This window comes from Pseudomonas sp. Irchel s3f7, assembly GCF_900187615.1.
In the GTDB taxonomy this organism is placed as follows: Bacteria; Pseudomonadota; Gammaproteobacteria; order Pseudomonadales; family Pseudomonadaceae; genus Aquipseudomonas.
In genome coordinates, this window is record NZ_FYDO01000006.1 from 222,717 (window position 1) to 233,214 (window position 10,498).

General features: G+C 61.2%; 14 protein-coding genes. 4 read left to right on the top strand and 10 right to left on the bottom strand.

Annotation, left to right across the window (positions count from 1 at the left end; genetic code table 11):
* Positions 1–124 precede the first annotated feature (124 nt).
* The 9 genes from CKW19_RS07505 to nrdR all read right to left on the bottom strand — a co-directional run bounded on the left by CKW19_RS07505 (position 125) and on the right by nrdR (position 7,023).
* A complete protein-coding gene (locus CKW19_RS07505; RefSeq protein ID WP_095057315.1) occupies positions 125–865 on the bottom strand; it encodes an ABC transporter substrate-binding protein in 741 nt (246 codons plus the stop codon).
* Between the two features lie 39 nt (positions 866–904).
* Entirely contained in the window at positions 905–1,408 is a 504-nt protein-coding gene (locus CKW19_RS07510; protein WP_095057316.1) for a phosphatidylglycerophosphatase A, read from the bottom strand.
* Complete coding sequence (gene thiL / locus CKW19_RS07515; protein WP_095057317.1) at positions 1,405–2,370, bottom strand: thiamine-phosphate kinase; 966 nt, start codon at positions 2,368–2,370, stop codon at positions 1,405–1,407. The genes CKW19_RS07510 and thiL overlap by 4 nt, the downstream gene beginning before the upstream one ends.
* Positions 2,371–2,388: 18 nt before the next feature.
* A complete protein-coding gene (nusB, locus tag CKW19_RS07520) occupies positions 2,389–2,889 on the bottom strand; it encodes a transcription antitermination factor NusB (protein ID WP_095057318.1) in 501 nt (166 codons plus the stop codon).
* Entirely contained in the window at positions 2,886–3,362 is a 477-nt protein-coding gene (gene ribE, locus CKW19_RS07525) for a 6,7-dimethyl-8-ribityllumazine synthase (protein WP_003228649.1), read from the bottom strand. Before ribE ends, nusB begins: the two co-directional genes overlap by 4 nt.
* Before the next feature lie 245 nt (positions 3,363–3,607).
* Positions 3,608–4,699 (bottom strand): bifunctional 3,4-dihydroxy-2-butanone-4-phosphate synthase/GTP cyclohydrolase II, encoded by a 1,092-nt coding sequence (gene ribBA / locus CKW19_RS07530; RefSeq protein ID WP_095057319.1) that lies wholly within the window; start codon positions 4,697–4,699, stop codon positions 3,608–3,610.
* A gap of 16 nt (positions 4,700–4,715) precedes the next feature.
* Positions 4,716–5,381 carry a riboflavin synthase gene (locus CKW19_RS07535; protein WP_008059524.1) on the bottom strand — a complete coding sequence of 222 codons (666 nt, stop codon included), beginning with the start codon at positions 5,379–5,381 and terminating at the stop codon, positions 4,716–4,718.
* Between the two features lie 47 nt (positions 5,382–5,428).
* Positions 5,429–6,562 (bottom strand): bifunctional diaminohydroxyphosphoribosylaminopyrimidine deaminase/5-amino-6-(5-phosphoribosylamino)uracil reductase RibD, encoded by a 1,134-nt coding sequence (gene ribD, locus CKW19_RS07540; RefSeq protein WP_095057320.1) that lies wholly within the window; start codon positions 6,560–6,562, stop codon positions 5,429–5,431.
* Positions 6,559–7,023, bottom strand: coding sequence for a transcriptional regulator NrdR (gene nrdR / locus CKW19_RS07545; RefSeq protein ID WP_003228656.1), 465 nt, complete (start codon positions 7,021–7,023; stop codon positions 6,559–6,561). Before nrdR ends, ribD begins: the two co-directional genes overlap by 4 nt.
* Positions 7,024–7,150: 127 nt before the next feature.
* Here nrdR and CKW19_RS07550 point away from each other — a divergent pair, with 127 nt between their 5' ends.
* The 3 genes from CKW19_RS07550 to trxA are packed head-to-tail and all read left to right on the top strand — an operon-like array spanning position 7,151 to position 9,199.
* Positions 7,151–7,615, top strand: a complete 465-nt coding sequence (locus CKW19_RS07550; RefSeq protein WP_095057321.1) for a YbaY family lipoprotein — start codon at positions 7,151–7,153, stop codon at positions 7,613–7,615.
* Entirely contained in the window at positions 7,612–8,268 is a 657-nt protein-coding gene (locus CKW19_RS07555; RefSeq protein WP_095057322.1) for a methyltransferase, read from the top strand. The genes CKW19_RS07550 and CKW19_RS07555 overlap by 4 nt, the downstream gene beginning before the upstream one ends.
* A gap of 58 nt (positions 8,269–8,326) precedes the next feature.
* On the top strand, positions 8,327–9,199 hold the full coding sequence (gene trxA, locus CKW19_RS07560) for a thioredoxin (RefSeq protein ID WP_095057323.1): 873 nt from the start codon (positions 8,327–8,329) through the stop codon (positions 9,197–9,199).
* Between the two features lie 35 nt (positions 9,200–9,234).
* On the opposite strand, the gene CKW19_RS07565 is transcribed toward trxA, so the two are convergent.
* Positions 9,235–9,576, bottom strand: a complete 342-nt coding sequence (locus tag CKW19_RS07565) for a hypothetical protein (RefSeq protein ID WP_095057324.1) — start codon at positions 9,574–9,576, stop codon at positions 9,235–9,237.
* Positions 9,577–9,712: 136 nt separating this feature from the next.
* Between CKW19_RS07565 and CKW19_RS07570 the strand changes: the two genes are divergently transcribed.
* Positions 9,713–10,282, top strand: coding sequence for a DUF2796 domain-containing protein (locus CKW19_RS07570; RefSeq protein WP_095057325.1), 570 nt, complete (start codon positions 9,713–9,715; stop codon positions 10,280–10,282).
* Positions 10,283–10,498: the final 216 nt, after the last annotated feature.

Sequence of the window (10,498 nt, forward strand, 5' to 3'; positions counted from 1 at the left end):
GCAGAAAGCGGGCATTGTACCAGCAGCTTCCGGCCGACGCTTAGGCTGAATTACCGGCGATAACTATCAAAAAGTTTGATAGCTACAGATCTGCCATCAAGGTAGGCGCTGCAGCAGGCTGCGCCTACATTTGAGGGTCGTCAAACGGATACGGCTGCTTCCAGCGCTCGAAAATCGGTTTGAGCTCGCCGCTTTTCACCAGTTGATCCATGCGCTGGTCGAACAACGCCATCAATGTGCGGGCCTTGTCGGTCTTGGCAAAACACAGATACAGCGGCAGTTCGGCGATATGGGTGCGGCGCAACTGCGACGGATCCTTGGCCCGGTTGAAGACGTAATCGACCTCGGTCTGGGCATCAATGTAAAAGTCCGCGCGATTGTGAGTCAGCATCGACACGATACCGGTGCGCCGGATCACTTCGTCATAGCGGCGCACGTTGGGCAGGTAATTCTGATAGTCGTAACCACGAATCCACGCCAGCCTGTAAAGACCCAGGGTTTCCAGGGTTGGCACCGGACTGCTCGCCAGCCCCAAGGCGTAGATGTGATCCGTGTCGAAGTTCCAACGGGGATAGAGCACGTCTTCGGATTCTTTGCTGTACGAACCGACGCAAGCATCGACCTCTCCACGCTCGGCCAGGCCCATTGAACGCACATAGGGTTCGGTACGAATGTCCACTTTGACACCCGCTGGCTCGAAGACTTGCCGCAGCACGTCCCAACCCAGGCCACGGCCATCGGTAGCGGTGTAGTCTTCCCAATCTTCGCTGGCCAAGTGAATCACGGACGGCGTCGTCGCTTCCCCCGCCTGAACGAGAGAGCAAAACAAGACGAACACCATCGCCATCAAACCGCGCCCAGCCATCCCTGATCCTCCCACTTATCACCCCATGACCCATTCAGGTCAGGCGAACATCCATACCAACCCTTGCATCGCCAACCAGGCAAATACCCCGGCCAGGACGTCATCGAGCATGATCCCGACACCGCCGTGTACATGCCGGTCGATCCAGCGAATCGGCCACGGCTTGAGAATATCGAAGAAGCGGAACATCAGAAAACCCGCGAGCAACCACTGCCAGCCTTCCGGCACCAGCCACAGGGTGATCCACATCCCGACCATTTCGTCCCAGACGATGCCTTCATGGTCGTGTACCCGCAAATCGTCGGCCACTTTGCCGCACAGCCAGAAGCCGAACAGCATCGTGATGCCCAGCATCAGCCAGTAACCCCAATCCGGCAGCATCTGCCAAATCGGGATAAAGGGTAGCGCCACTAACGAACCCCAAGTGCCCGGTGCCTTTGGCAAGGTGCCCGAACCGAAGCCGAACGCCAGAAAGTGCCACGGATTGCGCCAGACCGACGGCGGTACAAACTCTGCCGGGACCTGTTTGGGGTGATCTGTCACGGTGACTCCCGAAAATGTTGATAACCCCGGGTTTGCGGGGTGATGTCTTGTCCGCTGGCATCGAGCAGTGTCACGCCTTGCCCGTTCACGACGCGCCCGATCACATGGATCGGCCAGCCGTCGGCCAGCAAGAGCGGCAATTCGACGGACGGTAGAGTGAAGGCCAGTACGTAATCATCGCCGCCGCTCAGGGCCGCCACTTGTGCGTCCGCTTGACCGAGAAACGCGACCAATGCCGGCGACAGTGGCAAGCGCTCCCGGTCGATGTGAATAGCGACCTTCGAGGCCAGCGCGATATGCCCGCAATCCGCGAGCAGCCCGTCAGAGATATCCATGGCCGACGTGGCCTTGCCACGCAACGCCTGGCCCAAACCAAGCTGCGGTTGCGGTGACCAGTAATGCGCGAGCAACGGCTCGGCAATGCGCGCTTCGGCTGTCCGCAGGCCCAGCACCAATGGCAACGCACCCGCGGCATTGCCCAAATGGCCGCCCACGCACAGCAGATCACCCGGTTGCGCACCGCTGCGGGTCAACGCCAACCCACCCGGCACACGGCCGAACACGGTCATCGTCAGGCTCAACGGCCCGCGGGTGGTATCGCCGCCGACCAACGCCACGCCGCAGCTTTGCGCCATGAGGTTCAAACCACGGGCATAGGCTTGCAGCCAATCGGCAGTCACCGTCGGCAAGGTCAGGGCAAGGGTAAAGGCAATAGGCGTAGCGCCCATGGCGGCCAAGTCGCTGACCGCGACGGCCAGCGAGCGCTGACCGAGCAGAAACGGATCGCAGGGGTCGGCGAAATGCACACCGGCCACCAGCGTATCGGTAGAGATCGCCAACTGTTCCCCCGGGGGAACAGCCAGCAAGGCGCAGTCATCGCCGATCCCGAGAGCAACGCCTTCGCCGCCCTGCGCACAAGGCGCGGCGGCGAAGAAATTGCGGATCAGCTCAAACTCACCCATTGCAGTTGCAAGCGCCGATCAGCGCTTGAACGCCTTGACTTCAGCTTCACGCAGGCGCGGGGCCAGCTTGTCGAGTACACCGTTGACGAACTTGTGGCCGTCGGTGGAACCGAAGACCTTGGCCAGTTCGATACCTTCGTTGATCACAACGCGGTACGGCACGTCGGCGCGCTTGAGCAGTTCCCAGGTGGACAGGCGCAGAACGGCCAGTTCAACCGGGTCCAGCTCTTCGATGGTCAAGTCCAGGCATGGCGTGAGCGCGGTGTCGATTTCGGTCTTGAACTGCGGAACCCCGTGCAGGATCTCGCGGAAGTAAGCGCCGTCGACATCGCTGAAATCGTTATCGACCCGGAACTGCGCTTCGATCTCGTTCAGCGACTGCTTGGCCATGTGCCATTGGTACAGCGCCTGAGTCGCGAGCTGACGGGCTTCGCGACGCTTGACGCTTTTCGATGGCTTGCCGGCATCCGCAGGCTTTGGATCGCGCGGGTTGAAACGATCGCTTTCGTCGCTAATCACTTGGCCTCCAACTGCGCCAGCAGGCTGACCATTTCCAGAGCGGACAGGGCAGCTTCAGCACCTTTGTTACCGGCCTTGGTGCCGGAACGTTCGATGGCTTGCTCGATGGAATCAACGGTCAGGACGCCGAAAGCGACCGGAACGCCGAACTCCATGGACACCTGGGCCAGGCCCTTGGTGCACTCGCCAGCCACGTATTCGAAGTGCGGAGTGCCGCCACGAATGACCGCGCCCAGGGCGATGATTGCTGCGAACTCGCCTTTCTGGGCGACTTTCTGCGCAACCAGCGGGATTTCGAAGGCGCCAGGTGCGCGGATGATGGTGATGTCGCTTTCGCTCACGCCGTGGCGAACCAGGGCATCAACAGCACCGCTTACCAGGCTTTCAACGACGAAGCTGTTGAAACGGCCCACTACCAAAGCGTAGCGGCCTTTAGGGGCGATGAAGGTACCTTCGATGGTCTTCAGGGTCATTCGATAGATCTCTTAAAGAGCCGGGACGCGTCTCGTACGCATCCCTCAGTGATATTTGAACCGCGAATACAGCGTCGGAATTCTACATCGGCGTTCACTTGCGATCGTCGTGGCGAGGGAGCTTGCTCCCGCTGGCTGCGTAGCGGCCCCTCTTGTGGGCGCTGCGCACCCAAGCGGGAGCAAGCTCCCTCGCCACAGTAAATCAAACAAGCCTTAAGTGAACAACGATGCCAAAACCCGGTGCCCTATTCGGAGGGCACGTATTCTACAACTTCCAGATCGAAACCGGATATCGCATTAAATTTCATCGGTGCCGACATCAGGCGCATTTTGCGCACACCGAGGTCGCGCAGGATCTGCGAACCGGCACCGACAGTGCTGTAGGTGGTCGGTTTTTTCACCGCTTGCTGGTCGGCAGTTTCGCGGATATGCGCGAGCAATACGTCGCCATCGAGCGGGTGACCGAGCAACAGCACCACGCCGCTGCCAGCCTCGGCAACCTTGGCCATGGCGGCGCGCAGGCTCCAGCGGCCCGGTTGCTTGACCATCAACAGGTCGCGCAGTGGGTCCATGTTGTGCACGCGAACCAGGGTCGGTTCTTCGGCGCAGACATTGCCCAGGGTCAGTGCCATGTGCACGTCGCCTTCCACGGAATCACGATAGGTCACCAGGTTGAATTGGCCCAGTTCGCTGTCCAGTGGCTGCTCGGCAATCCGCTGAACGGTACGTTCGTGGATCATCCGGTAGTGAATCAGGTCGGCGATGGTGCCGATCTTGATGTTGTGTTCGGTCGCAAAGGCTTCCAGTTCTGCGCGACGGGACATGGTGCCGTCGTCGTTCATCACTTCGCAGATCACGCCGCTCGGCTCGAAACCGGCCATGCGCGCCAGGTCGCAGGCCGCTTCGGTGTGGCCGGCGCGGGCCAGCGTGCCGCCGGCCTGGGCCATCAGCGGAAAAATGTGGCCCGGGCTGACGATGTCTTCAGCCTTGGCATCACGGGCAGCGGCCGCTTGCACGGTGCGCGCGCGGTCGGCAGCGGAGATGCCGGTGGTCACGCCGGTGGCAGCTTCGATGGACACGGTGAACTTGGTGCCAAAACCGGAACCGTTGCGTGGCGCCATCAATGGCAGCTTGAGCAGTTCGCAGCGCTCACGGCTCATCGGCATGCAGATCAGGCCACGGGCGTGCTTGGCCATGAAGTTGATGTGTTCGGGCTTGCAGCACTCGGCGGCCATGATCAGGTCGCCTTCGTTCTCGCGGTCTTCGTCATCCATGAGGATGACCATCTTGCCTTGGCGGATGTCTTCAACCAGTTCTTCGATGCTATTGAGCGCCACAAGGCACCCCCTTGAGTCAGGATTTGAGGTAGCCGTTGGCGGCCAGAAAGCTTTCGGTAATGGTGCTGCCGGCAGTCGGTTCCGCGGCCTTGTCGCCCAGCAGCAGGCGCTCTAGATAACGGGCCAGCAAGTCCACTTCCAGGTTCACCCGGCGACCCGGCTGATACGACGCCATGATGGTTTCGCTCAGGGTGTGCGGAATGATGGTCAGCAGGAACTCGGCGCCATCGACCGCGTTCACGGTCAGGCTGGTGCCGTCGACGGTGATCGAGCCTTTATGGGCGATGTACTTGGCCAGTTCTTTCGGCGCGCGGATGCGAAATTCCACGGCGCGGGCATTTTCGGTACGGGCAACCACTTCGCCCACGCCATCGACGTGACCGCTGACCAAATGCCCGCCGAGGCGAGTGGTCGGGGTCAGGGCTTTTTCCAGATTGACCGGGCTGCCGCTTTTCAGGTCGTTCATGGCGGTGCAGTCGAGGGTTTCGCGACTGACGTCCGCCGCAAAGCCGTTGCCCGGCAATTCAACGGCCGTCAGGCACACGCCGTTGACCGCGATGCTGTCGCCCAGTTTGACGTCGCTCAGGTCGAGCTTGCCGGTTTCGACGTGAACCCGCACATCACCGCCCTTTGGGGTCAGTGCACGGATACTGCCGATGGATTCGATGATGCCGGTGAACATGGGGTTCTCCTCGAGAACAAAGCCAGCGCTTTAGCGTTGGCCGGGAATTATACGCTCGCGGCTGGCGCAGGAATGGCAATGACTCGCCAGTCATCGCCCACGGCGCGAATTTCGATGATTTCAAGCTCGGGTGCATCCTTCATCTGCGCGAGCGGCCAATCCAGCAGTGGTCGCGCCGAAGAGCCCATGAACTTGCCGGCAATGAAGATGTGGAACTCGTCCACCAGACCGAGCTGGGCAAAGGCACCCGCCAGCCGTGGACCGGCCTCGACCAGTACTTCGTTGACGTCACGGTTGGCAAGCTCGACCAACAGCTGGCGCAGATCGACCTGACCATCGTAGCCGGGCACGATCAGGCATTCCGGGCCGTTGGCATATTGCTCCTCCACCGCCACACAGGTCGCGACCAGCGCCGGGCCAGCCTTGAAGAACGGCGCATCCAGCGGCACGCGCAGTCGCCCATCGACCAACACACGCAACGGCGGTCGGCTCATGACCAGTGCCGTTTGTTCGGCATCCAGGCCGAGCTCATCGGCGCGCACGGTCAAACGGGCGTTGTCCGCCAGCACCGTGTCGGCACCGGTCAGCACCACGCTGGCCTGAGCACGCAGACGCTGAACCGCCGAACGCGCTGCAGGGCCGGTGATCCATTGGCTTTCGCCGCTTTCCATCGCAGTGCGGCCATCGAGGCTCATCGCCAGTTTGACCCGCACGAACGGCAAGCCGTGTTCCATGCGTTTCAGGAACCCTTGATTGAGCTTGCGCGCCTCGCCTTCCAGCACGCCGCTTTCGGTGGCGATACCGGCCTGCTCCAGGCGTTGCAGACCACGACCGGCGACTTCCGGATTCGGGTCCTGCATGGCCGCGACCACCCGCGCCACGCCGGCATTCACCAGCGCATCGGCGCAGGGCGGCGTGCGGCCGTGGTGGCTACAGGGTTCCAGCGTCACGTAAGCGGTGGCACCTCGCGCCTGTACACCGGCCGCGCGCAAGGCGTGGACTTCGGCATGGGGCTCGCCGGCGCGCTCATGCCAGCCTTCGCCGACAATCTGCCCGTCACGCACGATCACGCAGCCAACCCGTGGATTGGGGTGCGTCGTGTAGTGACCTTTGCGCGCCAGTTCCAGGGCGCGGGCCATGAAATGCGCGTCGAGGATGGCTTGTTCGGTAGGCGTGGTCATTCTTTCACCGGCTCACGGGCCAGGCGATCGATCTCTTCGCGGAACTCGTTGAGGTCCTGGAAGCGGCGATACACCGAAGCGAAGCGGATATAGGCGACTTCGTCGAGCTTTTGCAGCTCGGCCATCACCAGTTCACCGACCACGAGGGATTTGACCTCGCGTTCGCCGGTGGCACGCAGTTTATGTTTGATGTGCACCAGCGACGATTCAAGGCGCTCTACACTCACCGGGCGCTTTTCCAGCGCCCGCTGCATGCCGGCACGGAGTTTTTCTTCGTCGAACGGCTGGCGACTGCCGTCGGTTTTGATCAGGCGCGGCAACACCAGTTCAGCCGTCTCGAACGTCGTGAAGCGCTCGCCGCAGGCCAGGCATTCACGCCGGCGGCGCACCTGTTCGCCCTCGGCGACCAGACGCGAGTCGATGACCTTGGTGTCGTTGGCACCGCAGAAGGGACAGTGCATGGTGGCAGGCAACAAAAAAAGGGAGGGCCATGGTAGCGCATCCCGGTGGCAAGACAAGCCATAGGGTTTGCGGTATACAGACGGGATGATCACTTGATCCATGGAATTCAGCTTTATGGAGCCACCAATGTCGTTACGTCCGCTCATTTTGCTCAGTGTTTTCAGCCTGCTGGCGGCCTGCAGCAGCGATGCACCCCAACCCCAGCCGCCAACACCCGGCCCCGCGCCTCAACAAGCGCAGAAAAAAGCCCGGGAAGCCGCCGAACTCGGTCCGCTGCCCGCGTATCAGCGCGAATTGAGCGGCACCTTGCAAGGTGTACCGGACGGCGCCGAAGTCGAACTGGCGCTGCTGGTGATCGACGATAAAGACCGACCGCAACAATTGATCGCCAGCTCCAGCCTGATCGGTACCAATCAGGCCCTGCCGTTTCGCCTGCGCTTCAACCCGGATTCATTTCCGGCCGGTGCCCGCGTTGAACTGCGTGGCCGCGCCAGCCAGTCCGGGCAGTTGATCCTGCATCTGCCGTCGCGAACGATCACGCAGCCGACCACCCAGGCCCTGGGCCAAATGCAGTTCGTCAAAGCCCCATGAGTGCACCGCTCGACCTGCAACAGGCCTTGGGTGAACTGCTGGGCGATGCGCAACTGGTGGCGTGCGGGTTGCCGGGGACCGACCTGAAGCTGTGGCTGATCGACGACGATAACATGGACCGCGCCTTCAGCCCGGAAGAAACCCGGCGCATCCTGCATGAGCCGCCGTACTGGAGTTTTTGCTGGGCCAGCGGGTTGGCCATAGCCCGTTATCTCGCCGACAACCCGCATTGGGTCGAGGGCAAACGGGTGCTGGATTTTGGCGCCGGCTCTGGCGTGGCGGGGATTGCGGCGGTCAAGGCCGGGGCGCTCGAAGTGGTGGCGTGCGACCTTGATCCGCTGGCGATTGCCGCCTGCCGGGCGAATGCCGAGCTCAATGACGTACAGCTGAATTATTCGACCGACTTTTTCGCCGAGGCCGATCGCTTCGATCTGATCCTGGTGGCGGACGTGCTGTACGACCGGGCGAACCTGCCGCTGCTCGACGAATTCCTCAGTCGTGGCCGGGAAGCGCTGGTGGCGGATTCCCGAGTCCGGGATTTCCGTCATCCGTTGTACCGTCGCATTGAAATGCTCGAGGCCATGACCCTGCCGGATCTGGCCGAGCCGGAAGAGTTTCGGCATGTGAGCCTGTACCACGCGCGTCGGACTTGAAGCCGAAAAAGATCGCAGCCCTTATAGTGAGCACATTCACGCTTTTACGAGATCCCTCATGAGTCAGCAAACGCCGTACATCTTCGACGCCACGACGGCCGATTTCGATCAGTCGGTGATCGAGAACTCCTTCCACAAACCGGTGCTGGTGGATTTCTGGGCCGAATGGTGCGCGCCGTGCAAAGTGCTGATGCCGATGCTGCAGACCATCGCCGAGAGCTATCAAGGTGAGTTGCTCCTGGCCAAGGTCAACTGCGACCTCGAGCAAGACATCGTCGCCCGCTTTGGCATTCGCAGCCTGCCGACCGTGGTGTTGTTCAAGGATGGTCAGCCGGTAGACGGGTTTGCCGGCGCACAACCGGAGTCTGCTGTACGCGCGCTGCTGGAGCCCCATGTGCAGATGCCGCCACCGGCCGCCGCCGATCCGTTCGAACAGGCTCAGGCGCTGTTTGACGACAGCCGCTTCGCCGATGCCGAAGCCATCCTCACCGTGCTGCTGGGTGAGGACAACACCAACGCCAAGGCGCTGATTCTCTATGCCCGCTGCCTCACCGAACGCGGTGAACTGGGCGAAGCGCAAACCGTGCTGGATGCGGTCAAAAGCGACGAACATAAAGCGGCGCTGGCCGGTGCCAAGGCGCAAATCAAGTTTCTGGGTCTGGCCAGGGACCTGCCGGATGCCGCCGATCTGAAAGCACGCCTGGCGAAAAATCCACAGGACGACGAAGCGGTTTATCAACTGGCGATCCAGCAACTGGCCCGTCAGCAATACGACGCTGCGCTGGATGCTCTGCTGAAGTTGTTCACCCGCAACCGCAGCTACAGCGAAGGCTTGCCGCACAAGACCTTGCTGCAAGTGTTCGAACTGCTGGGCAATGATCACCCGCTGGTGAGCACGTACCGTCGCAAGTTGTTTGCTGCGCTGTATTAAAAATCAAAAGATCGCAGGCTGCGATCTTTTGCGGTCTATTCGATCCAGCTGTAGAGCGGCGTATCCCCGCCGCTCACCACTTTGACTTCCGGACTGTGGCGCAAACGCACCAACAGTCGCTTGCCCGCCGCAGCGCTGCCGGCCAGCCCTTCGAGCTGATCAAGCAACTCCGGCCCGTTCAATTGCCCGGCCTTGCGCAACAAGTCCTTGGCAACCTGCCACAGCGCCTCGTCCTGATTCAGCGGTTTCGCCGCAGGCGTGCTGACGGCGATTTTCTCCACCTGCAACTGCGCACCCAGCCGTGCCCAGTCGCTGTCATCCATTTCCAGGGTCAAATCCACCGGCCAGTCGCCGATGCTTCCGCGTATTCGCAACATAAGTCCGCTCCAGCACTTTTCTTCACCTGCATGCTCCCATGGGACTTGTGCAACGCCAAGCAGGCAGTCAAACTCTCCGCACTTACGTTATAAGATTACATAACAATTTCTTCATTTTACTGTCCGGAGATTTGCCATGCGCCGTCTGCTTCTCGCCCTGCCGTTTGCCTTGCTGCCGCTGGCTGTCGCCCACGCCGCCGAGGAACATGACCACGAGCACGGCAGTCTCGGTGCCCACGAACATGGCGTCGGACGCTTGAACGCGGCGCTGGACGGGCAAACCCTGCAACTGGAACTGGAAAGCCCGGCGATGAACCTGGTGGGCTTCGAACACGCTGCCGCCAGCGACGCCGACAAAGCCAAAGTCGCCGCCGTCCGTGCGCAGCTGGAGAAACCACAGGCGCTGTTCAATCTGCCGAAAGCCGCAGGGTGCGTGGTGGAAAAACAGGAGCTGGAAAGCCCGTTGTTCGGCGACAAACCTGATGCGGACGAGGATCACGATGAAGGCGAACATCACCACGACCACAGCGAAATCCACGCCCATTACCAATTCACCTGCGCCACGCCAGACGCGTTGAAGACCCTGGATCTGGCGAACATTTTCACCCGTTTCCCGGCCACCCAAAAAATTCAGGTACAACTGATCGGCCCGAGCGGGCAGCAAGGGGTTGATGTGACGGCCAAAGCGGCCGCCCTCAAATTCTAAACTCACCGAAGATCGCCCCGCAGGAGCTGCGGAGTGAAACGAGGCTGCGATCTTTTGACCTTCAAAGATCAATAGATCGCAGCCTGCGGCAGCTCCTTGTATCTCGACTATCGCTCCATCAGGAGCGATAGTTCTCGACTGATCATCGAGGGAGGGTTCTGGAAGCCGTGCAGCTCCTTAGGCTTTATGCCTGTGACGTAGATTGTGCTCCAGCCC

Bases quoted from the DNA above. Each gene is read 5' to 3' on its own strand.
- CKW19_RS07505 (WP_095057315.1), bottom strand. From the start codon at position 865: ATGGCTGGGCGCGGTTTGATGGCGATGGTGTTCGTCTTGTTTTGCTCT.
- thiL (WP_095057317.1), bottom strand. From the start codon at position 2,370: ATGGGTGAGTTTGAGCTGATCCGCAATTTCTTCGCCGCCGCGCCTTGT.
- ribE (WP_003228649.1), bottom strand. From the start codon at position 3,362: ATGACCCTGAAGACCATCGAAGGTACCTTCATCGCCCCTAAAGGCCGC.
- CKW19_RS07535 (WP_008059524.1), bottom strand. From the start codon at position 5,381: ATGTTCACCGGCATCATCGAATCCATCGGCAGTATCCGTGCACTGACC.
- ribD (WP_095057320.1), bottom strand. From the start codon at position 6,562: ATGACCACGCCTACCGAACAAGCCATCCTCGACGCGCATTTCATGGCC.
- nrdR (WP_003228656.1), bottom strand. From the start codon at position 7,023: ATGCACTGTCCCTTCTGCGGTGCCAACGACACCAAGGTCATCGACTCG.
- CKW19_RS07550 (WP_095057321.1), top strand. From the start codon at position 7,151: ATGTCGTTACGTCCGCTCATTTTGCTCAGTGTTTTCAGCCTGCTGGCG.
- CKW19_RS07555 (WP_095057322.1), top strand. From the start codon at position 7,612: ATGAGTGCACCGCTCGACCTGCAACAGGCCTTGGGTGAACTGCTGGGC.
- trxA (WP_095057323.1), top strand. From the start codon at position 8,327: ATGAGTCAGCAAACGCCGTACATCTTCGACGCCACGACGGCCGATTTC.
- CKW19_RS07565 (WP_095057324.1), bottom strand. From the start codon at position 9,576: ATGTTGCGAATACGCGGAAGCATCGGCGACTGGCCGGTGGATTTGACC.
- CKW19_RS07570 (WP_095057325.1), top strand. From the start codon at position 9,713: ATGCGCCGTCTGCTTCTCGCCCTGCCGTTTGCCTTGCTGCCGCTGGCT.